General features: G+C 46.8%; 16 protein-coding genes. 13 read left to right on the plus strand and 3 right to left on the minus strand.

The annotated features are described in order from the left end of the window. The first annotated feature begins 65 nt into the window (after nucleotides 1-65). The 5 genes from atpE (at nucleotide 66) to ONT08_RS16145 (ending at nucleotide 4,150) form a co-directional block, all read left to right on the plus strand. Complete coding sequence (atpE, locus tag ONT08_RS16125; protein WP_006846851.1) at nucleotides 66-305, plus strand: ATP synthase F0 subunit C; 240 nt, start codon at nucleotides 66-68, stop codon at nucleotides 303-305. A 138-nt stretch (nucleotides 306-443) separates the two neighbouring features. Further along, nucleotides 444-944 (plus strand): F0F1 ATP synthase subunit B, encoded by a 501-nt coding sequence (gene atpF / locus ONT08_RS16130; protein WP_006846850.1) that lies wholly within the window; start codon nucleotides 444-446, stop codon nucleotides 942-944. Nucleotides 945-952: 8 nt separating this feature from the next. After that, nucleotides 953-1,489, plus strand: coding sequence for a F0F1 ATP synthase subunit delta (locus ONT08_RS16135; RefSeq protein WP_022121944.1), 537 nt, complete (start codon nucleotides 953-955; stop codon nucleotides 1,487-1,489). A 93-nt stretch (nucleotides 1,490-1,582) separates the two neighbouring features. Next, nucleotides 1,583-3,169, plus strand: coding sequence for a F0F1 ATP synthase subunit alpha (gene atpA, locus ONT08_RS16140; protein ID WP_264960444.1), 1,587 nt, complete (start codon nucleotides 1,583-1,585; stop codon nucleotides 3,167-3,169). Between the two features lie 6 nt (nucleotides 3,170-3,175). Beyond that, nucleotides 3,176-4,150 (plus strand): F0F1 ATP synthase subunit gamma, encoded by a 975-nt coding sequence (locus tag ONT08_RS16145; protein ID WP_264960445.1) that lies wholly within the window; start codon nucleotides 3,176-3,178, stop codon nucleotides 4,148-4,150. Nucleotides 4,151-4,375: 225 nt separating this feature from the next. Here the strand turns inward: ONT08_RS16145 and recQ are convergent, their stop codons facing one another. Continuing rightward, nucleotides 4,376-6,238, minus strand: coding sequence for a DNA helicase RecQ (recQ, locus tag ONT08_RS16150; RefSeq protein ID WP_118201323.1), 1,863 nt, complete (start codon nucleotides 6,236-6,238; stop codon nucleotides 4,376-4,378). 207 nt (nucleotides 6,239-6,445) lie between these two features. Here recQ and ONT08_RS16155 point away from each other — a divergent pair, with 207 nt between their 5' ends. After that, a complete protein-coding gene (locus ONT08_RS16155) occupies nucleotides 6,446-8,452 on the plus strand; it encodes a dipeptidyl-peptidase 3 family protein (protein WP_117586638.1) in 2,007 nt (668 codons plus the stop codon). 103 nt (nucleotides 8,453-8,555) lie between these two features. Next, nucleotides 8,556-9,059: an NUDIX hydrolase gene (locus ONT08_RS16160; protein ID WP_118066558.1), complete on the plus strand. Its 504-nt coding sequence runs from the start codon at nucleotides 8,556-8,558 to the stop codon at nucleotides 9,057-9,059. Nucleotides 9,060-9,207: 148 nt separating this feature from the next. Here the strand turns inward: ONT08_RS16160 and ONT08_RS16165 are convergent, their stop codons facing one another. Both ONT08_RS16165 and ispE read right to left on the minus strand, forming a co-directional pair. Further along, nucleotides 9,208-9,822, minus strand: a complete 615-nt coding sequence (locus ONT08_RS16165) for a DNA alkylation repair protein (protein ID WP_117726956.1) — start codon at nucleotides 9,820-9,822, stop codon at nucleotides 9,208-9,210. A gap of 138 nt (nucleotides 9,823-9,960) precedes the next feature. Next, nucleotides 9,961-10,821 carry a 4-(cytidine 5'-diphospho)-2-C-methyl-D-erythritol kinase gene (gene ispE, locus ONT08_RS16170; RefSeq protein ID WP_118201321.1) on the minus strand — a complete coding sequence of 287 codons (861 nt, stop codon included), beginning with the start codon at nucleotides 10,819-10,821 and terminating at the stop codon, nucleotides 9,961-9,963. A 177-nt stretch (nucleotides 10,822-10,998) separates the two neighbouring features. On the opposite strand from ispE, the gene ONT08_RS16175 reads away from it, so the two are divergent. The 6 genes from ONT08_RS16175 to ONT08_RS16200 all read left to right on the plus strand — a co-directional run bounded on the left by ONT08_RS16175 (nucleotide 10,999) and on the right by ONT08_RS16200 (nucleotide 23,423). Then, complete coding sequence (locus ONT08_RS16175; RefSeq protein ID WP_118201320.1) at nucleotides 10,999-12,138, plus strand: DUF2027 domain-containing protein; 1,140 nt, start codon at nucleotides 10,999-11,001, stop codon at nucleotides 12,136-12,138. A 6-nt stretch (nucleotides 12,139-12,144) separates the two neighbouring features. Beyond that, complete coding sequence (locus ONT08_RS16180; RefSeq protein WP_264903910.1) at nucleotides 12,145-14,139, plus strand: NAD(+) synthase; 1,995 nt, start codon at nucleotides 12,145-12,147, stop codon at nucleotides 14,137-14,139. Nucleotides 14,140-14,390: 251 nt separating this feature from the next. Next, complete coding sequence (locus ONT08_RS16185) at nucleotides 14,391-18,374, plus strand: alpha-amylase family glycosyl hydrolase (RefSeq protein WP_264960446.1); 3,984 nt, start codon at nucleotides 14,391-14,393, stop codon at nucleotides 18,372-18,374. Between the two features lie 222 nt (nucleotides 18,375-18,596). Then, the gene (gene ileS, locus ONT08_RS16190; RefSeq protein ID WP_264960447.1) at nucleotides 18,597-22,208 is read left to right on the plus strand and encodes an isoleucine--tRNA ligase; all 3,612 of its coding nucleotides are present in this window, start codon (nucleotides 18,597-18,599) and stop codon (nucleotides 22,206-22,208) included. 111 nt (nucleotides 22,209-22,319) lie between these two features. After that, complete coding sequence (locus tag ONT08_RS16195) at nucleotides 22,320-22,703, plus strand: TraR/DksA family transcriptional regulator (RefSeq protein ID WP_022120972.1); 384 nt, start codon at nucleotides 22,320-22,322, stop codon at nucleotides 22,701-22,703. A gap of 3 nt (nucleotides 22,704-22,706) precedes the next feature. Beyond that, a complete protein-coding gene (locus ONT08_RS16200; protein WP_117586632.1) occupies nucleotides 22,707-23,423 on the plus strand; it encodes a lipoprotein signal peptidase in 717 nt (238 codons plus the stop codon). Nucleotides 23,424-23,425: the final 2 nt, after the last annotated feature.

A 23,425-nucleotide genomic window follows, 5' to 3' on the forward strand; every position in this document is an offset into this window, starting at 1 on the left:
TTACGGATCTAATTTCATTCAGATAATAAACAAAGAAAATATTAACAACTTAAATTATTAAGATTATGTTATCACTTTTATTAGCAGCAGAGATTGCAAAGTTGGGTGCCGCAGTAGGTGCAGGTTTGGCCGCTATTGGCGCAGGTATTGGTATCGGTCGCATTGGTGGCCAGGCTATGGACGCTATGGCTCGTCAGCCAGAGAAGATGGGCGACCTCCGTTCTTCTATGATTATTGCAGCTGCGTTGGTTGAGGGTGTTGCGTTCTTCGCTGTCATCATCGCCATTCTGGCAATCGTTATGTAATCATCTCATCTGTCGCTATCATCTGCCCCGATAAAAGGAAGTCTCAGGCATCAGCCTGATGTCTTTCCGGGGCATGATAGAGATGATTCTAGAGTTAGTTTTAAAAAAAACGTTTAAGTAAAACTTTAACCAGTATATATGGATTTATTAATTCCTGATAGCGGTTTGCTCTTCTGGATGACGCTGGTCTTCATCATCGTCTTCATCATTCTTTGGAAGGCTGGATTCCCAGCCATCATTAAGATGGTGAACGAGCGCAAGGCTTTCATCGATGATAGTCTGAAGAAGGCTCACGAAGCCAACGAGAAGCTTGCCAATATCCAAAAAGAAGGTGAATCCATCTTGCAGGAAGCTCGCGAGAAGCAGGCTGCCCTCCTCAAGGAGGCTGCCGAAACCCGCGATGCCATTGTAGAGAAAGCACAGGATAAAGCACGCGAAGAAGGCGCACGTCTCCTCTCTGATGCCAAGAAGCAGATTGAGACCGAGAAGCAGAACGCCATTCGTGAAATCCGCGGCCAGGTAGCCGAACTCTCTGTTCAGATTGCAGAGAAGGTGCTCAAGGCTAAGCTCTCTGACGACAAGGCACAGATGGATATGATAAATCGACTGCTGGACGAGGTTTCTTCTGACAACAAATAGTAAAGCTTATGGATATAGGTGTAATATCGGTGCGTTATGCCCGTGCCCTCATCAAGGCTGCACTCGGCATGAAGCTCGAAGATCAGGTCTACCAGGAGATGCAGACGCTCTTTAAGAGCTACATCGACGTGCCTGAACTGAGATTTACGATAGACAACCCTATGCTTTCCAAAGACAAGAAAGAGGCACTTCTCATCACAGCCCTGGGCAAAGAGCCTACGGAACTGAGCAAGAAGTTTATCGCTCTCGTCTTGAAAGAGGATAGGGAGAGCACCCTGCAATTCATGGCTGCTTCGTATATCACTCTTTACAGGAAACAGAAGAACATCATCCGCGGTAAGCTGATCACCGCCACTGCCGTTGACGCCTCTACTGAGGATAAGATGCGCAAGATGGTGGAGCAGAGAACGAAAGGTACTGTGGAGTTCAAGACCGAGGTGAACCCTGAACTGATTGGCGGTTTCATCCTTGAGTATGATACTTACAGAATGGATGCGAGCGTAAAGACTAAGCTCAACAACATTCTGACACAGCTCAAAAAGTAGGAGATAAGTGAAGAGTGAAGAACGATGAGTGAATAATTCAAGTGCTTTACTCTTTATGAATTTCTAATTTTAAAATTTTAAAGTAAATAAACAATGTCAGATAAAATTAAACCAAGTGAGGTGTCTGAGGTTCTTCAGCAGCAGCTCCAGGAGGTTAATGGCTCTCAGCAGTTTGACGAGGTGGGTACCGTGCTTACCGTCAGCGATGGCGTGGCTCGTATCTATGGTCTGCGCAATGCCGAGGCTAATGAACTTCTTGAGTTTGAGAATGGAACCATGGCTATCGTCATGAACTTGGAGGAAGACAATGTAGGTTGTGTCCTCTTAGGTGCTACAGCTGGCATCAAGGAGGGACAGAGCGTGAAGCGTACACACCGTATTGCTTCTATCCGCGTAAACGACAACTTCCTCGGACGTGTCGTAAACCCTCTGGGTCAGGCTATTGATGGTCTGGGTGACATCGACCTCACCGATTCTTTCGAGATGCCTTTGGATCGCAAGGCACCTGGTGTAATCTATCGTCAGCCAGTAAAGGAACCTCTTCAGACTGGTTTGAAGGCGGTAGACTCTATGATTCCTATCGGTCGTGGACAGCGTGAGTTGATCATCGGTGACCGTCAGACCGGTAAGACTGCCATCGCAGTGGATACCATCATCAACCAGAAGAGCTTTTATGAGGCTGGCAAGCCAGTATATTGTATCTATGTAGCTATCGGTCAGAAAGCATCTACTGTTGCTGCATTGGTACAGAACCTCAAGGAACATGGCGCCCTGCCATATACCATCATCGTAAGTGCTACCGCTGCCGATCCTGCAGCTATGCAGTATTACGCACCATTTGCCGGTGCAGCTATTGGTGAATACTTCCGCGATCGTGGTTACTCAGCTCTCGTAGTATACGATGACTTGAGTAAGCAGGCTGTGGCTTATCGTGAGGTATCTCTGATCCTCCGCCGTCCATCAGGACGTGAGGCTTATCCTGGTGATGTGTTCTATCTCCACTCTCGTCTGTTGGAGCGTGCCGCTCGTATCAACGACCAGCAGGAGGTAGCCGAGCAGATGAACGACCTTCCAGAGTGCATGAAGGGGCACGTAAAGGGTGGTGGTTCTTTGACAGCCCTTCCTATCATCGAAACACAGGCAGGTGACGTATCAGCATACATCCCAACCAACGTGATTTCCATCACCGATGGTCAGATCTTCCTTGAGACCGACCTCTTCAATCAGGGCTTCCGTCCAGCTATCAACGTAGGTATTTCCGTATCTCGTGTAGGTGGCTCTGCCCAGATCAAGAGTATGAAGAAGGTAGCTGGAACACTGAAGATTGATATGGCTCAGTATCGTGAGCTGGAGGCCTTCTCTAAGTTCTCTAGCGATATGGATGCCGTAACAGCGATGACTCTGGACCGTGGCCGTAAGAACGACCAGTTGCTGGTTCAGCCTCAGTACCGCCCAATGCCGGTAGGCGAGCAGGTAGCTATTCTCTATTGTGGTGTTCACGGATTGATGCACGACGTGCCAATGGATAAGGTTCGCGACTGTCAGGATCAGTTCCTCGATGCTATGCGCAGCCAGCATGCTGATGTGATTGAGACTTTGGGCGATGGTAAACTCACCGACGATGCCATTAAGGTAGTCGAGGAGACCATGGCTAATGTTGCAGGACAATATAAAGCGTAATAGCCTATGCCGTCATTAAAAGAGATAAAAACTCGCATAGCCAGCGTTAACAGTACCCGTAAGATTACGAGTGCGATGAAGATGGTGGCTTCCAGTAAGTTGCATCATGCTCAGGTGGCTATCCAGAATATGCTGCCTTATGGAAATATGTTGGAACATATCCTCAAGAGTTTCCTGGTAAGTACTCCGAATGTAGACCATCCGTTGCAGTTGGAGCACAAGGAGACCAAGCGTGTAGCTCTTGTGGTATACAGTTCTAACAGCAGCTTGTGTGGTGGATTCAATTCCAACGTTATCAAGATGATGATGCATGCGGTGGACGAGTATAAGGCTCAAGGCATTGACGACATCACGGTATATCCTATCGGACGAAAAGTGGCAGAGAAGGCACAGAAACTAGGTTTGAAGATTGGCGGTAACTTTTATGATCTTGCCGATCATCCTCATGCCAGCGCCTGTGCAGATATCGCCCATTCACTTGCCAAGCAGTATGCTGCTGGTGAGCTCGATAAGGTGGAGATGATTTATCATCACTTTAAGAGTGCCGGTTCACAGATTCTGACCCGCAAGACTTTCTTGCCTATTGACCTCAGCACTGAGGCGATAGGAGTGGACAACGATCGTGACCTTACCTCTAATGTGGCTACGGCAAAGGCTCAGGAATATCTGCGCCAAAAGCAGGCTGAAGCTGACGAACGCCAGAGTTCTGAGGCAAAACCTCTGAATGATGACTTCATTGTAGAGCCAGACTTGGAGACTGTTTTGGGAGTCTTGATTCCTAAGCAGCTTCGTCTGATGATTTATACAGCGTTGCTGGATAGCCAGGCGAGTGAGCATGCTGCCAGAATGGTGGCCATGCAGACCGCTACGGATAATGCCGATGAACTCTTGCGCGAACTTAACTTGCAGTACAACAAGAGTCGTCAACAGGCCATTACCAATGAATTGCTTGATATTGTGGGAGGTAGCGTAAACAACTAAGTTGCGCATCTCTTCAATCTATAAAATTAAATCGGGATGTTTGCAGTTCTGAACTTGCAGACATCCCGATTTTTTATCTTCCTTAGTTACGAGTGCTATCTCCCTTAGTTACGGGTATTATCTCCCTTAGTTACGAAATTATCTCCGAAGGTTACGAAATTATCTCCGAAGGTTATGAAATTATCTCCGAAGGTTATGAAAATATCTTTCGGAGATATTCTCCTGTTATAGTCCTGTATATTTCCTGATAGCCTTGATGAAGGTGTCACCATATTTATTGAGCTTGAATTCTCCGATACCACTGATCAGACTCATGGCATTCTTGGTGGTAGGTTTCATCCTTGCAAGTTCATGAAGACTCTTGTCGCTGAGTACGATATATGGAGGATAACCCTGTTCGTCGGCAAGGTTCTTGCGTATCTTTCTGAGGTGTTCAAAGAGCCCTTTGTCTTCCACGCCTTTCGAGTCTTCCTGGAAGATGACACGTTCGGCATGCACCTCAGGAATGAGATTTCCCGGCTGGGTGATGGCGCCCTTCCTGTTGCGTACCGTTTTCTGTGGGCGGGTGGCTTTATCATCTTCTTCGATATAAGCCAGCGAAACATGATGTTCTCCTTTCAGTACCTTCCAACCTAAATCGGTAACCTTCATGTAGTTGTGGTTGTTGTAGGCAATCTCGAAGAATCCCATCTGTAGCATCTGCAGCAGATAAGCATTCCAGTCCTTAGATGTTGTATCCCTGCCCACACCGAAGGTTTTCATCTCGTTGTATTTGTTTTTCACAACTGCAGAAGAATGCATGCCTCTCAGAATCTCGATGCAGGTACCTACTGCAATATGCTCACCCGAACGGACCACGGCACTCAGGGCTTTCTGGGCTCTGATGGTGCCGTCGAAGGTGTGTGGAGGATTCTTGCAAACATCACAGTTGCCGCAGTTGCAGGATGATGTCTCGCCAAAATAATTCAGCAGAATGCGTCGTCGGCATACTCTCGATTCGGCATATTCCTCCATGCGGCGCAGTTTTTCCATGTTCACATCACGCTGTCCGCTGTCTTCGCAGAAAGAACGGAGGGTGATGATGTCGGCCATCGAATAGAACAGCACGGTATCTGATGGTGCTCCATCTCTTCCGGCTCTACCTATTTCCTGATAGAAACTCTCGATGCTTTTAGGCATATTATAGTGGATTACCCAGCGCACATTACTCTTGTCGATGCCCATTCCGAAAGCGATGGTAGCACATACCACCTGAATCTGGTCCATCTTGAACCGCTCCTGTACTGAAGCTCTGGTCTGGGCAGTCATTCCGGCGTGATAGGCTGCGGCATTGATACCCAGATCGATAAGTTCCTGAGCTACCATTTCGGTGTTCTTGCGGGAGAGACAGTAGATGATGCCCGCTTCTTCCGGATGATTACTGATGAAGCGGGTGATGTATTGGAGCTTTGCCTTTTTGGTACTCTCCTGTCTTACGGTGAGGGAGAGATTGGGGCGGTCGAAACTGCTTACGAACGTCTGCCCATTGAGATGAAGCTGGCGTATGATATCTTCGCGCGTTATCTTGTCGGCTGTGGCTGTGAGCGCCATCACCGGGACATTGCGGAAATTCTCGTGCAGCATACCTAGCTGCGAATACTCCGGACGGAAATCGTGTCCCCACTGGCTGATACAGTGGGCCTCGTCAACGGCAAAGAGCGAAATCTTGATGTTGCTGAATAAATAAGGTATCTCGCTGATGAGTTTTTCGGGCGAAACATAAAGGAGTTTCAGTTCTCCCTTCTCGCATCGACGGCGGATGATAAGTTCGTCGGTCGTGTCGTTTCCGCTGTTCAGTGCCTCAGCCGGGATACCGTTTGCCTTGAGCGCCTCCACCTGGTCGTGCATCAGACTGATGAGCGGTGAAATGACCACAGCGGTACCTTCCATTGCTAATGCGGGAACCTGGTAGCACAGACTCTTTCCACCACCAGTCGGCATGAGAACCAGACAGTCGTGTCCCTGCATTACCTCTTTGATAATCGCTTCCTGGTTGGGGCGGAAGGAATCGTATCCAAAATAGCTTTTTAATATCTCGTTTATCTGCATGATTGCCGTTTTATGTTTTCTGCCTTTACCGGCATGTTTTTGTTTTGATTTTCATGCAAAGGTAATGAATAATCTGCATAAATAAAAGTTTTCTCCAAGAAAAAGTGCATATTTCAAGTAAAAAACTTTGCAAAGAGCGAAAAACAGGAGGAAAAGTTTGGTATGTGGAAAAAATGTATTACTTTTGCATGGTAAATACAGATAAAAATGGCAAAATGTAATGTAAACACTCAAGAGCGATTTGCCGATATCCAGATGCTCCGTTATGAGCTGAAGGGTTTCGAAAACCTGTCGCTCACACAGAAAATTTATATTTATTGCTTGTCGAAGGCAACCCTCTTGGGACGTGATATCACCTTCGACCAGCAGGGCAAATACAACCTGCGCATCCGTAAAACCCTGGAGGCTGTATACCGTCATTACGAGGGTAATCGCGAAAGCGAAGATTTCAAGGCTTTCGAAGTTTATCTGAAGCGTGTCTGGTTTGCCAGCGGCATCCATCATCACTATGGATGTGAAAAGTTTGTGCCAGGATTTTCAGAGGAATCTTTCTATGAGATGGTTGGGGCTGTAGCCGATGAATACCTGCCTCTTTCCAAGGGACAGAGCAAGGAAGATCTGTTGGGCATTCTGGTGCCTGTCATCTTCAATCCGGAAGTCATGCCTAAGCGCGTGAATCAGACGGATGGCGAGGATCTGGTACAGACTTCAGCCTGCAATTTCTATGAGAATGTTTCTCAGGCAGAAGTTGAACGTTTCTATGCCAGGATGAAGGAAGAGAGCAACGAACAGGCACCTTCGTATGGACTGAACTCTAAACTGACCAAGCGTAATGGTGAACTGGTGGAGCTGAAATGGACAGAAGACGGACTCTATGGCGCTGCTATCAAGGAGATTGTTTCCTGGTTGCTCCGTGCTCAGAAATATGCTGAAAATGAGGAACAGAAACATCTCATCGATCTCCTGGTGAAGTATTATCGTACAGGCGATCTCAAGGATTTCGACCGTTACAGCATCGCCTGGGTGCAGCAGCACGAGGGAATGATTGATTTCATCAACGGATTTATCGAAGTGTATGGCGATCCGCTCGGGCTGAAAGGTACTTGGGAAGGCATCGTAGAATATAAGGATCTTGAAGCAACGAAGCGCACCCAGACCATCAGTCAGAATGCCCAGTGGTTTGAAGATCATTCACCTGTAGACTCACGTTTCCGCAAGCCGGAGGTGAAGGGTGTTACAGCCAATGTCATCTGTGCGGCGATGTTGGGTGGCGAGGAATATCCTGCTTCTGCCATCGGCATCAATCTTCCGAATGCCAACTGGATCCGTCAGGAATATGGTTCTAAGAGTGTGACCATCGGTAACCTGACCGAGGCATATAACAAGGCAGCTCAAGGCAATGGTTTCCGCGATGAATTCGTTATCGATGAGGATACCATCAGTCTGATGAATCAGTACGAGGATATTACCGATGATCTGCATACCGACCTGCATGAGTGTCTGGGACATGGTAGCGGACAGCTTTTGCCTGGTACCGACCCTGATGCACTGAAGGCGTATGGCAGTACGATAGAAGAGGCGAGAGCCGATCTCTTCGGACTCTATTATGTAGCCGACCATAAATTGGTAGAACTGGGGCTGACTCCGAATGATGAGGCATATAAGGCTCAGTATTACGGTTATCTGATGAACGGTCTGCTCACCCAGACCATCCGCATCAAGGAAGGCGACAAGATAGAGGAAGCCCACATGCGCAACCGTGCGCTGATAGCCTGGTGGGTGATGGAGCATGCCGAGGGTGCTGTGGAACTGGTGAAGATGGATATGAACTATGCTTCTGCCGAGGATGCTTTGAAGGACAGCGAGGGCAATATCATTACTACGAAGACTTATGTGAAGATTAATGATTATGCCAAGCTCCGCCATCTCTTCGGCGAGTTGCTTGCTGAAATTCAGCGCATCAAGAGTGAGGGTGATTTCGAGGCAGCCCGCCTGTTGGTAGAGAAGTATGCCGTGAATATTGATCCGGAATTGCATCGCGAGATACTGGCAAGATACAAGAAACTGAATCTCGCTCCATACAAGGGATTCATCAATCCGAAGATGACTCTGGAGATGGATGAAGAAGGCGAAATTACAGACGTAGTATTGGATTACGAGGAGAGCTATGTTGACCAGATGTTGCGCTACTCTGATGAATACGGAACGCTTTAGAAAGTTAATAGTTAAGAGTTGATAGTTTATAGGGTAATCTTGCTATACGGCAACCATGCTATACGGCGAAGCCGCTATAAACTGTTAACTATAAACTCTTAAAATGATGATGGATAATAAGAACGAGGAATTTCCGATAGTAGATGAAATGGGCAACATCCTGGGCGCTGTTACCCGCGGTCATGCCCATGACGGAAGCAAGATATTGCATCCGGTTGTTCATCTGCATGTATTCAACAGCCGGGGTGATCTGTATCTGCAGCATCGTCCAACCTGGAAGGATATCCAGCCGGATAAATGGGATACAGCCTGCGGCGGTCATGTAGATTTAGGAGAAAGTGTGAGTCAGGCATTGCATCGCGAGGTAAGGGAAGAATTGGGTATCACCGATTTTGAACCGGAATCTCTGGGACATTATGTCTTTGAGAGCCAGCGGGAAAAGGAACTGGTTTACGTACATCGTTGTGTATATGATGGCGAGGTGAAACCGAGCCAGGAAGAATTGGCCGGTGGCAGATTCTGGACAAAGGATGAAATCAGCGAAAACATCGGCAAGGGTGTTTTCACTCCGAACTTCGAAAACGAATACCAGAAGTATTTCATGTAATGACGAAAATAGCCATAAAAATACGTCCCGACGTAGCATTTGCTGCATCGGGACGTATTTTTTTGTATGTCGGGACGCAGCACCATGCTACGTCGGGACGTAATTTCTGCAGGGTCGTGGCCTGTTTCTGACTGCGTCAGCAGAGCCATTATATCTCGTAGATACCCTTGAGTGCTCCTCTTGCAATTTGTTCGAAATCTTCACCGAAGTCGCAGAAACGGAGAACCGCATTAGAGGCAGCATGTTTTATTCCCATGTTGTCACCCTGCAATGCTGCGGCAGCCTGATCCAGGAATTCGTTGATGCCACGCTCGTTAGGCTCTTTTCCATTGGCAAAGAGACGGGCCAGGAGCTGGAAACCGGCAATCTCGTAGAGTGGCTTGTCACTCGCTATCCACTGGTAGGCGATGACAGGCGCGTAATCTACGTGCTGCAATAGGTTGAAGGCAAGCATCTCTGCCATCTCCTGACTCTGTACCTGTTCCATCCATAAATCTGTGATTTCCGGAAGCATCTTATCGGCAGGCATGATGAGTGTAGCCAGAATCTTGCATTCCCGGATATCTTCCTTCCACAGTTCGATGGCCAGGTCATAGTCTTTACCATATTCCTCAGCCATCTTTTTCAGTTCATAGAATGGTACGCCCCAATTCAGTTTATATCCCAGTCCCTTATCGCGCATAGATTGCGATCCCGGACCGTTCATCAGCAAGCGGAAGCTTCGCTTGATAGTCATCAGTTTCTGATGTGTTTCTTCGTTCATTATATTTAGAGTTTATAATTGATAGTTTATAGTTAATAGGGCATTCTTGCTATTATTTTACGTTATCTTTCTATAGACACTATAGACATCTTTTGTCTATACGGCGTAGCCGCTATTAACAATAAACTATTAACTAAATTAAAGTTTCATTATTTTACAGAACATTCCTTCGAACTGTTCCTCGATATTTGCAGGTTTATGCTTGAAGATACCGAAGATGGCACTTCCGCTACCACTCATCGCTGCATATACGGCGCCCAGGTTGTATAGTTTCTGTTTGATTTCAGCCAGTTCCGGGTGCATCTTGAAGATAGGTGCCTCAAAATCGTTGACAAGTTCCTCTTTCCAAGTCTCGATAGGCTGGCGTACAATGTCGCGGCAACATTTGGCTGGTGTCTGTAGGGTGATGGCTGCATAAGCCTCTTTGGTGCTGACGGCAATGTCATTGCGCTTTACTACAACCAGATGATAGCCCCTCAGATTATCGCCAGGACCACTTACCGGCATCAGTTCTTCTCCGATACCTTCTGCATAGCAAGCAGTATCGCCATCCTCAGGATCGGCAGAAATGAAGTAGGCACAGTCTGCGCCCAGCTTGGCAGCATATCTTTCCATCTCCGGATTACCGATGTTGAGACGGAAACGCTCGTCCAACAAACGAATCATGAAGGCTGCATCGGCAGAACCGCCACCCAAACCTGCCTGCGAAGGAATACGCTTCACCAGGTGAGCATGGATGCGTGGAATCCTGAAGTCGGCAGCCAGGAGATTATAAGCTTTTACAACGAGATTGTTCTGTTCATCGCAATCCACTGCGTTACCTGTAATCTTCAGATCACAAGGAACATCGCTAGGGAATTCATCGCCCATGAGTTTGATTTCAAGTGCATCGGTCAGCGGAATAGGGTAGAACACCGTTTCGAGATTGTGGTATCCATCTTTCCGCTTGCTAACTATATTTAAACCAAGATTGATCTTGGCGCAAGGAAATGTAATCATAACTTTTCAGTTTAAAGGGTTCGTTACTATTTCTTTTTCTTTGCAAAGATACAGAAAAATATCTAACATGGTGCATCTTTTACAGGATTATTTTTATCTGTAGCATTAAAAATATTAAAATAAGCCCTGTTTTGCAATATCTTTTGTATCTTTGCAATTACAAATTATTAATAGATTATGAAAAAAGGAGATAAAGTCAGATTCTTGAGCGAAGTGGGTGGCGGAAAGGTTGCCGGCTTCCAAGGTAAAAATATTGTGCTCGTTGAGGATGAGGATGGTTTTGAGATTCCGATGCCTATCAACGAGGTAGTTGTGGTGGAGCAGGATGAATACTCCATGGGTAAGATGATTTCGGCTAAGATGGATGCGCAGCAGAAGGCTGAGGAGCATGCTAATACCGAACTGCATCAGGACAGCCGGAGTATCAAGGCCATCTTGAATGATCACGATGACGTGGATATGGAGGTAGAGGAATATGATGCTGCCGACCGTGAGATAACCTTTGTGAAACCGGTTCAGGAACGTACGGGTGGCAACAAGCTCAGTGCTTATCTCGCCTTTGTACCTATCAACATCAAGGACGTAACCAATACCCGTTTCGAGACCTATATGGTGAATGACAGCAACTACTATCTCCACTATACTTATCTTGTGGCTGAGGGAAATGCATGGACTCTGAAAGCAGAGGGAGAAATAGAACCGAACACCAAACTCTTCATCGAGGAATTCGGTCGTGAGGCTCTAAACGAGATGGAACATATCGCCATCCAGATGATAGCTTACAAGAAGGACAAGCCATTCCTTCTGAAGCCGGCAACAGATGTTCAGTTCCGTCTCGATCCCGTGAAATTCTATAAACTTCATCTTTTCGAGGAGAACGATTTCTTCGAGACTCCAGCCTATCTCTTTACGATTGTAGAGAACGATGAAATAGCCCGTCCGCTGGTTATCGATTCCAAGCGTCTGAAAGAGCAGATGTATAAGGATGAGAAGGTTGTCGCCAACACCAGCAAGAAGAAGAGCAAGAAGGATGATGGTACTCTTGTGATAGATCTTCATGCGGATGAAGTGCTTGAAACAACTGCTGGAATGAATTCTGCAGATATTCTTCATTATCAGATGGATATCTTCAAGAAGACCATGGAGGAATATAAGAAAAAGAAGGGACAGAAAATTATCTTTATTCATGGAAAGGGCGAAGGTGTGTTGCGCCAGACTCTCATTCATGAGTTGAACTATCGCTATAAGAGTTGCACCTATCAGGATGCTTCTTTCCAGGAGTATGGCTATGGTGCTACACAGGTAACAATAAAGTAATTTATTATGAAGTACGGATTTATTAAGGTAGCTAGTGCCATCCCTGCCGTAAAGGTGGGTGATGTCATTTTTAATACCCAGCAGATAGAGGAACAGATAGCGCTGGCTGAGGGAAAGGGTGTAGAGATCATTACATTTCCGGAACTCTCTGTTACGGGCTATTCCTGTCAGGATCTCTTCCGTCAGCAGATGCTTCTCGAATCATCTGAACAGGCGGTGATGATGTTGCTCGATTTCACACGCAAACTCGATGTCATCTCTATCGTGGGTGCGCCGGTGATAGCGGGCGACTTGTTGCTCAATTGTGGTATCGTTATCCAGCATGGACAGATTCTCGGTATTGTACCGAAGACATATCTTCCAAACTACAGCGAGTTTTATGAGAAACGCTGGTTTGCCTCGGCTCAGGACCTGAGAGATTGCGAAGTCCGTTATGCCGGACATAAGGTGAAACTGACGCCTGATGTTCAGATTTTTCAAACTTTCGATGGCGTACAGTTTGGTGTGGAAATCTGCGAAGATGTATGGGCTCCGGCTCCTCCTAGCAACAAACTGGCGCTAGCAGGAGCAGACCTGATTTTCAATCTTTCTGCAAGTGACGAACTCATCGGAAAACATCATTATCTGAAGAGTCTGCTCAGCCAGCAGAGTGCCCGTACCATGACCGGATATATCTACAGTTCCTGCGGATTCGGTGAGAGTACGCAGGATGTGGTTTATGGTGGAAATGCCCTGATTTATGAGAATGGAGTTTTACTTTCACAGAGTGAACGTTTCTCTATTGAACCGCAGATGGTTATCTCACAGATAGATGTAGAGAAACTCCGCTCTGAGCGTCGTACAAATTCTACTTATGTAAATGCCCAGCGCAATATTAAGTATTCTGTTCTCGGCGGTCAGTTCAATATCCGTAATATCGAAGCCGAACCAACCGAGAATGAGCGCGATTTTGTGTTGGAGCGTGAAGTAAATCCTCATCCGTTTATTCCTACCAGCAGCGATATGAATGCCTCTTGCGAGGAAATTTTCAATATCCAACTCATGGGACTAGCCAAGCGTATCGTTCATACCCATGCCAAGACCGTAGTAATCGGTATTAGCGGCGGTTTGGATTCTACGCTGGCCTTACTCGTTTGTGTAAAAGCTTTTGATAAACTCAAAATGAACCGAAAGGGTATCGTAGGTGTCACAATGCCGGGATTCGGAACCACAGACAGAACCTACAATAATGCTATCTCGCTGATGCAGAGTCTTGGTATTACCATTAAGGAAATCAGCATCGCCAAGGCTGTAACCCAGCACTTTGAGGACATCGGTCAGGATGCCAGTGTGCATGATGTGACTTACGAGAATTCCCAGGCTCGTGAACGTACCCAGATTCTGATGGATTTAGCCAATAAGATGGGTGGTATGGTTATCGGTACCGGCGACCTTTCAGAGTTGGCATTAGGATGGGCTACCTATAATGGTGACCACATGAGCATGTATGGCGTGAATGCCAGCATTCCTAAGACCCTGATCCGTCATCTCGTAAATCATGTAGCAGAGAGTGGGGTAGACGAACAGAGCCGCATCACTCTTCGTGATATCATCGATACGCCTATCAGTCCAGAGTTGATTCCGGCAGATGAGAATGGAAATATCAAGCAGAAGACGGAAGATTTGGTGGGACCATACGAACTGCATGATTTCTTCCTTTACTATTTCCTGCGTTTCGGTTTCCGTCCTTCCAAGATTTACATGTTGGCAAAGAAGGCATTTATTGATTCCGAACTGGAGCGTGTAAAGATCAGTGATAATGATCCTGACAGCTATGATGAGGAGACTATCAAAAAGTGGCTGAAGACCTTCGTGCGCCGTTTCTTCAATCAGCAATTCAAGCGCAGCTGTCTGCCAGACGGCCCGAAAGTAGGTAGCGTAAGCCTCAGTCCTCGTGGCGACTGGCGTATGCCTAGTGATGCAGCTTCAGCCATCTGGCTGCAAGAGGCTGAAAACCTCTGAATTTGATTTCGGACAAGCCAAAAGTACAATATTCTTTCTGTTTTCTGGCGCGCCCGTTATATTAATTATAAAGGGGCTGGATTTTGTAAATATTTGGTTTACAGAATCCAGCCTCTTTTTCTTAATATTTGTGAAATCGATTGCACAAAAATATCAGCAGAAAAGTGAAATATCTTGTTGGGCGGATAGAAATAGTTTGTAATTTTGCGGCAGATAATTCAACTATTCAATTTTAACTTAACAATTTCATTATGAAGAAACTTGCCGCAAAATTATGGGCAGTTTTAATGCTCATGTTGGTCTCTATGCAGACGATGGCTACAGACACGTTTACCAGCAATCGTACTGATTTCCGAGACGAAAGTATCTATTTCATGATCACCACCCGTTTTTACGATGGAGATCCAAGTAACAACGTGCTCTGCTGGGATAACCAGGAAGCGCAGAAGAGTACCAAGGACCCTTGTTGGCGAGGTGACTTCCAGGGTGTGATCGACAAGCTCGACTACATCAAGGCTTTAGGTTTTACAGCCATCTGGATTACACCTGTCGTTCAGAATGCGTCTGGTTATGACTACCACGGCTATCATGCCATGGATTTCTCTAAGGTTGACTGCCGCTATCAGAGCGGTGACGGCAGCAAGAGTGGTGACGTGATGTTCCAGGAACTCATCAACAAGGCTCACGACAAGGGTATCAAGATCATTCTTGACATCGTGCTCAACCACACCGGTAACTTCGGTGAGGAGAAGCTCTGCAAGATGTTCGACCGTGATACTCATCTTCGTAACCAAGCATACATTGATGCTTGTATGATCCCTGATGAGAGCAAGTTGGGCAACGATTACTTGGGCAATGTAAAGATACAGTATCAGCGTCGTCTTGCCCTGATGAAGAATACAGATGGCAATAACCACGATATACACAACTATTGGCACCATACTGCCAACAACTGGAACTGGGACTTCCCAAGCCGTTGGATGGGTCAGATTGCTGGTGACTGTGTGGATCTCAACACAGAGAACGACTACGTGGCTAAGTATCTCGTAGATTGCTATGGACAGTTTATCAAGATGGGTGTCGATGGTTTCCGTATTGATACATCCGGCCACATCTCCCGCTTGACATTCAACAAGGAGTTTATCCCTCAATTTGAAGCACTTGGTAAGCAGTACGAGAACAAGCGCTTGAACAAGGCACCTTTCTTTATGTATGGTGAGGTTTGTACACGTATGAACGATGTAACCTATAGAGGTCAGGCAAACCTCTCTTGCTACTTCTATACCTGGAAGTCGGACGAGGCCTTGCTCAACAAATGGGATGGAAGCAAAAGTTACTGGGATAATCAGGTGATTCCTGAGGGTTCTGAGCCTGTAGGCCCACAACTGCTTTGCTTGGAGGAGACTACTTCTCCAAAGAGCAACAATGCCAAGATGCTCAATGGTGCATGGCACGAGCCAGACTATTCTCAGTCAAGCGGATTCAACGTCATTGACTTCCCTATGCACTACAGCTACAACACTGCCCAACAGGCTTTCAGCTTGGCAAGCGGCGACGAGTGCTATAATGACGCTACTTTCAATGTGGTATATGTAGATAGCCATGACTATAGTCCAGGTCCAAGCGATACCAACCGTTTCGGTGGTACAGATGCTCAGTGGGCTGAGAACCTCTCTCTCTTGTTTACCTTCCGTGGAATCCCATGTCTCTATTATGGTTCTGAGGTAGGTTTCCGTCGTGGTGTAGTAATTGATAAAGGTCCTAATGGTCCTCTTTCTAACACCGGTCGTGCTTACTTCGGTGGTTATATCACAGGTGATGTAGAAGCATCAGACTTCGGTGAATACAAGGCTTCTGGTAATGTGGCTGCCTCTTTGAATCATGATGTGGCTCAGCACCTCATCCGTTTGAACAAGATTCGTCAGGCTGTTCCTGCTCTCCGTAAGGGTCAGTGGACTACAGATGGTTGTAAGGCCAATGGTGGTATCGCTTTCAAGCGTGCTTATAAGGACAGCTATGCACTCGTAGCCCTCAATGGTGGTGCTACTTTCACAGATTGCCCAGCTGGTACTTATACAGACTTGGTAACAGGCAAGACTTACACAGGTCCTACTATCACCGTTGATGCTCCTAATAATCAGGGTCAGGTTCGCGTACTCGTGAAAGACTGGACTGGTGGCAAGCTCATTGAGGATGGTGCTTTCATCTACGAAACTGCTGCTCAGCATAAGGGTGGTCAGACCTATGATGGTAATGAAGAGGCTGGTACAACTTGGATTGATGAGGCTCCTATTCAGCCTGCAAGCGTTTCATTCTCACAGGCAGGTGGATCATTCCGCACTGAGACTATTAACATGACAGTTACTCTCTCTGAAGACGCTAAGTCTGGTTGGTATCAGATACAAGGCCAGGATAAGGTGAACTTGACTCCTGGTGTGAGTGAGAACCTTACCATCGGCGAAGGTATGAACTTTGGCGACACCAAGACTATTGATTGGAGCGCAGAGGGCCAGGACGGTAAAGTGAAGAGCGGTAGCTTGACCTTCACCAAGGTAGATCCTAATGCTTCTATCATGGTATATGTAAAGGCTGCTAATGCTCCTCACATCCATGCTTGGACAACAGGTACAGACGGCAAAGACTTGACAGGCGCATGGCCTGGTAAGGTAATGGCCGGTCCTGTGGAGATTGATGGTGCTAAATACTGGACTTACTCTTTCGATGGCGTAGAGAATTTCAATGTCATCTTGAATAATGGAAATGGTGCACAGTCTGGTGAAATCACTGGTATCACAGGCGATATCTACTTGGAGTATGATGGTGGTACAAGTGCCAAGAAGATTGACGCTCCTGTCAATACTGCAGCCAAGGTTACTTTGAGTCCTAATGGTGGTGACTTCCAGAAGACTATCTCCGTAACAGCAACCCTCAGCAACAATGCCAAGAGCGGTTGGTATAAGATTGGTGATGGCGAGCAGGTGGCTTTTACTCCTGGTAAGGCTGCTACTTTCACTCTCGGTGCTGACATGATGGAAGGCGAGAGCAAGACTGTAACTTGGAGCGCAACCAATACTGACAATGAAACCAAGACTGGTTCTGCAACCTTCAACAAGATAAAAGAGGTAGTTATTCCTACTCCAACAGGTATCTTCGCTTACTTCCTCGCTCCTGCAGAATGGAGTGACATCCACGTATGGGCTTGGAATGATGCAGACAACTTTACCGGTGGTACCTGGCCAGGTGTAAGCTGTACCAAGACTGACATGAAGAAGAATGGTCTGGATGTCTGGATGTGGAAGTTTGATGGTGATTTGACAGGTGCTCCTACTAATATTATCTTCAACAATAATGGTAATGGTGTCAACCAGACAGAAACTTTTGCTTTCGTCAACGGTGCAGTTTATGACCGCAACGGTAAGACCAATAAGAAGATTGACGCTCCTGTCAATACTGTAGCCAAGGTTACTTTGAGTCCTAATGGTGGTGACTTTCAGAAGACTATCTCCGTAACAGCAACCCTCAGCAACAATGCCAAGAGCGGTTGGTATAAGATTGGTGATGGCGAGCAGGTGGCTTTTACTCCTGGTAAGGCTGCTACTTTCACTCTCGGTGCTGACATGATGGAAGGCGAGAGCAAGACTGTAACTTGGAGCGCAACCAATACTGACAATGAAACCAAGACTGGTTCTGCAACCTTCAACAAGATAAAAGAGGTAGTTATTCCTACTCCAACAGGTATCTTCGCTTACTTCCTCGCTCCTGCAGAATGGAGTGACATCCACGTATGGGCTTGGAATGATGCAGACAACTTTACCGGTGGTACCTGGCCAGGTGTAAGCTGTACCAAGACTGACATGAAGAAGAATGGTCTGGATGTCTGGATGTGGAAGTTTGATGGTGATTTGACAGGTGCTCCTACTAATATTATCTTCAACAATAATGGTAATGGTGTCAACCAGACAGAAACTTTTACTTTCGTCAACGGTGCAGTTTATGACCGCAACGGTAAGACCAATGCTTTCGTCAATGGTGCAGTTTACGACCGCAACGGTAAGACCAATGAGTCTGTCTCAACAGGTATCAACCAGGTAGGTAGCAAGAAGGCTCCTGCTAAGTTGAAGATTTACTCTATCAATGGTGTGAAGGTAGCCGAAGTAAACAAGGTTTCTGATGCAGAATACGTTCTGGCTCCAGGTATGTATATCTGCAATGGCAAGAAGTTTGTTATCAAGTAGTCAATGGTTAGCCGCCATTACTTTTAGAAACATTTAGTTTATCATATTTCATTTATTTTAGGTTTAAGTACTCCTAAATGACTTGAAAAGAGCAATTTTTCAGTCATTTAGGAGTCTTTTTTGTATATATAAGTAGAAAATATATTAAAGATTTTGGGTAAAACCTTTTTTTTTTGTAACTTTGCGCCCAAAAGTAAAAACAATATAAAAATATAAGATAATATGGCTAAGAAATTTGCCGAGCACAACGGTCTGAATTTGACTCAGACAAACAATGACGTACTAGCAGCGTGGGAGAAAAATGATATCTTCCACAAGTCTATCGACGAGCGTGAAGGCTGCCCTCAGTTTATCTTCTTCGAGGGACCTCCATCAGCTAATGGCCACCCGGGTATTCACCACGTGTTGGCACGTAGTATCAAGGATACATTCAACAGATACAAGACCATGAAGGGCTTCCAGGTTCACCGCAAGGCGGGATGGGATACCCACGGACTCCCTGTTGAACTCGGTGTCGAGAAGGAACTCGGCATCACCAAGAAGGATATCGACAACAAGGCTTCTGAGAAGTATATCTCTACAGAAGACTACAACCACAAGTGCCGCGAGAACGTGATGAAGTTCACCGCTGAGTGGCGCGAGTTGACCGAGAAGATGGGTTACTTCGTAGATCTCGATCATCCTTATATCACCTACGATAACAAGTTTATCGAGACACTCTGGTGGCTCCTCAAGCAGCTCTACAACAAGGGCCTGCTCTACAAGGGTTACACCATCCAGCCATACTCTCCAGGTGCAGGTACAGGTTTGAGCTCTCACGAGTTGAACCAGCCTGGATGCTATCGCGATGTAAAGGACCTTACCACCACAGCCCAGTTCCTCATCAAGGATCCTAAGGCTGAGTGGACCAAGTGGGGCAAGCCTTACTTCATCGCATGGACCACTACACCTTGGACTTTGCCATCAAACGTGGCTCTCTGTGTGGGTCCTAAGATTGACTATGTAGCCATCGAGACCTACAACCTCTACAATGGCGAGCCTATGACACTCGTGATGGCTGAGGCTCTGGTAGATTCATATCTCAAGGCCGACCAGGAGTGCAAGGAGGGTGATCTCCTGCCATTCGACAAGGAGAAGAAGCAGTGCCCATGGCGCATTATCGACCACATGAAGGGTACAGAACTCGAAGGCTTGCACTACGAGCAGCTCCTGCCATGGGTGAAGCCATGCGAGAAGGTTGATGCTTTTGCTCCAGCTTTCGTTACAGAATATGCTGCTGCTCATCCTGAGAAGGTGTTCGCTTCTGAGGATGGTCGCGATCAGTTCGTCGAGATGGAGAGTGAGGCTTTCCGCGTAATCCTCGGCGACTACGTTACTACCGATGACGGTACAGGTATCGTTCACATCGCTCCTACATTCGGTGCCGATGATGCCAAGGTGGCTAAGGATGCCAACATCCCAGCTCTCTACCTTATTAATAAGAAGGGCGAGACCCGCCCAATGGTTGACCTCCAGGGTAAGTTCTATCTCATCGAAGACCTCGATGCCAACTTCGTGAACGCTTGCGTCAACAAGGAGGCATATGCTCATCACGCAGGCGACTACGTGAAGAATGCCTACGACCCACAGTTTAATGTGGATGGCGTCTGGAACAAGAAGGCTTCTGATAAGGCTGAAGACCTGAACATCGTACTCTGCTACGAGTTGAAGCAGGAGGGCAAGGCTTTCAAGAGCGAGAAGCACGTGCACAACTATCCTCACTGTTGGCGTACCGACAAGCCTATCCTATATTATCCATTGGATAGCTGGTTTATCAAGGATACAGCCCGCAAGGAGCGCATGGTAGAACTCAACAAGACCATCAACTGGCAGCCTGAGAGCACCGGTACAGGCCGTTTCGGCAACTGGCTCGAGAACCTGAACGACTGGAACCTTTCACGTTCCCGCTTCTGGGGTACTCCATTGCCAATCTGGCGTGATGAGAACCGTGGCGAGAAGTGCATCGGCAGCCTTGAGGAACTCTATGCTGAAATCGAGAAGTCTGTGGCTGCCGGTATCATGCAGAGCAACCCATTGAAGGAGAATGGTTTCGTTCCTGGCGACTACAGTCAGGAGAACTATGATAAGATTGACCTCCACCGTCCATACGTTGACAAGATTGTATTGGTTAACGAGGAGGGCAAGCCAATGTATCGTGAGAGCGACCTCATCGACGTTTGGTTCGATTCAGGTTCAATGCCTTACGCCCAGCTCCACTACCCATTCGAGGGTGAGATGGCCCGTGGCACAGAGGCAGACCGCGATGCACTCATCCACAGCACCTACGAGGGATATGCTATTCCTCCTAAGTTCTATCCAGCCGACTTCATCAACGAGGGCGTGGATCAGACCCGTGGATGGTTCTTCACCCTGCACGCCATCGCTACCATGGTATTCGATAGCGTAGCCTTCAAGAACGTAATCTCTTCTGGTCTCGTTCTAGATGCCAAGGGTAACAAGATGAGTAAGCACGTGGGTAACGTGACTAACCCATTCGAGATGATTGACAAGTATGGTGCCGATCCTGTTCGTTTCTATATGATGACCAACAGCGAGCCTTGGGACAACCTCAAGTTCGACCCTAATGGTGTGGACGAGACCCGTCGTAAGTTCTTCGGTACCTTATATAATACCTACAGCTTCTTCGCCCTCTATGCTAATGTAGATGGTTTCGATGCTGAGGCTGCTCAGGTGCCATTCGAGAAGCGCCCAGAGATAGACCGCTGGATTCTCTCTTCACTCAATACCCTCATCAAGGGCGTTGACAGAGAGTTGGCTGGCTATGATCCAACCCGCGCAGGCCGTCTCATCGATGCTTTCGTCAACGATGACCTCTCTAACTGGTACGTTCGTCTGAACCGTAAACGTTTCTGGGGTAAGGAGATGAGCGAGGATAAGCTGAGTGCTTATCAGACTCTCTATACCTGCCTGATGACAGTGGCTAAGCTGCTGGCACCATTCGCTCCATTCTATGCAGACGAGTTGTATCACGACTTGGGCGGCGAGTTGGAGAGCGTACATCTCGATAAGTTCCCTGTAGCTGATGAGGCTGCTATCGATGCCGACCTGGAGGAGCGTATGGCCATCGCCCAGAAGATTACTTCTATGGTATTGGCTTTGCGCCGCAAGGTGAACATCAAGGTGCGTCAGCCACTCCAGCAGATTATGATTCCTGCAGTAGATGATGTACAGAAGGCACACATCGAGGCAGTAGCAGGACTGTTGAAGAACGAGGTGAACGTGAAGGAGGTTAACTTCATTGAGGGTCAGGGTATTCTCGTAAAGAAGGTGAAGTGTAACTTTAGAGTGATGGGTAAGAAGTTCGGCAAGCTGATGAAGGGTGTTGCTGCCCAGATTTCAGCGCTCGATCAGGACCAGATTGCAGCCTTTGAGAAGGCAGGCAACATCACATTGAATATCGACGGACAGGAAGCCGTAGTAGAGGTAGCCGACGTGGAGATTATCTCAGAGGATATCCCAGGATGGCTCGTATCTAACGAGGGCAATCTGACCGTAGCGCTTGAGGTAGAGTTGACCCCAGAATTGAAGAAGGAGGGTATGGCTCGTGAGTTGATCAACCGTATCCAGAACCTCCGCAAGGAGACAGGTCTGGAGATTACCGACCGCATCAACGTAACTGTGGCTCCTAATGAGGAGACTGACGCAGCCATCAAGGCATTCGCTGACTACATCAAGGGTCAGGTATTGGCAGACAGCATCGAAATCGGCGACAACTCAGGTGTTGAGACCGAGTTTGATGACTTTAAGTTGAACATTCTCGTAGAGAAGAATTAAATAGTTAGGAGTTAGGAGTTAGAAGTTAGGAGCATTTCCAAACTGCTTGCTTCTAACTTTCTAGCCCTTATTTCCTAAAAACATTAACAAATAACATAATAGATAACATCTATGGCTAACGAAAAACTACGTTATAGCGATCAGGAGCTCGAGGAGTTCCGCGCTATCATTGATGAGAAATTGAAGGTGGCAAAGCAGACTTATCATGATTGCATGGCTCAGCTGAACCACTCAGACAGTAATGATGTGGTAGATACATCACCAACCTACAAGGCTCTTGAAGAGGGTAGTGAAGCACAAAGCAAGGAAGAAATCATCCAGATGGCTCAGCGTCAGCAGAAGTTCATCAAGGGATTGGAAGCAGCTTTGGTGCGTATCCAGAACAAGACCTATGGAATTGACCGCGAAACAGGCGAGTTGATTCCTAAGGAGCGTTTGCGTGCTGTACCTCATGCCACTTTGAGTGTAGCTTCTAAGGAGGCTAGAAAAAAGTAATAAATGGAGAAAACAAGTAAAATTAAATACGGATGGCTCGTCACGGCAATGGTGGTTGTGCTTCTTGTTATCGATCAGATTATCAAGGTGTACATCAAGACCCATTTTTGCCTTGGCGAGTCTGTTCGTGTTACTGATTGGTTTTATATCGAATTTGTAGAGAACAACGGAATGGCTTGGGGTATGTCGTTTATCGGCAAGTTCTGGCTAAGTCTGTTGCGCCTGGTAGCCATCTGTGCGTTGAGCATTTATCTGCATCGCATCATTAAGCGTGGTACCTATCGCTTGTTATACATCATTTTGGTGGCGCTGGTTCTGACGGGTGCAATCGGCAATATGATTGATTCCATCTTCTACGGACTTATCTTTACCGGTGCTTCACCTTATTATGTATCTTATCTTGTGCCTTTCGGCGAGGGGTATGCACCCGTGCTCATGGGCAAGGTGGTTGATATGTTCCGCTTTCCGTTCTTCACATATACATGGCCTGGATGGTTCCCTTTCTGGGGTGGACAGCATGGTACATTCTTCGATCCTGTATTCAATTTTGCAGATTCCTGTGTATCAGTCGGTATCATTTCTCTCTTGCTTTTCTGTAGAAAAGAACTGGAAGCTCTCGGAGGTGGTGATAAGGAGAAGAAGGTTAAAGATTCTTCTTTTATTGAAACTGCTGAAGAAAAGATAAAGTCTCAATCTCAAGAAAATAAGGAGGACAAGTAATC

The sequence above is a fragment of the Segatella copri genome, assembly GCF_026015465.1.
Lineage (GTDB): Bacteria > Bacteroidota > Bacteroidia > Bacteroidales > Bacteroidaceae > Prevotella > Prevotella copri_E.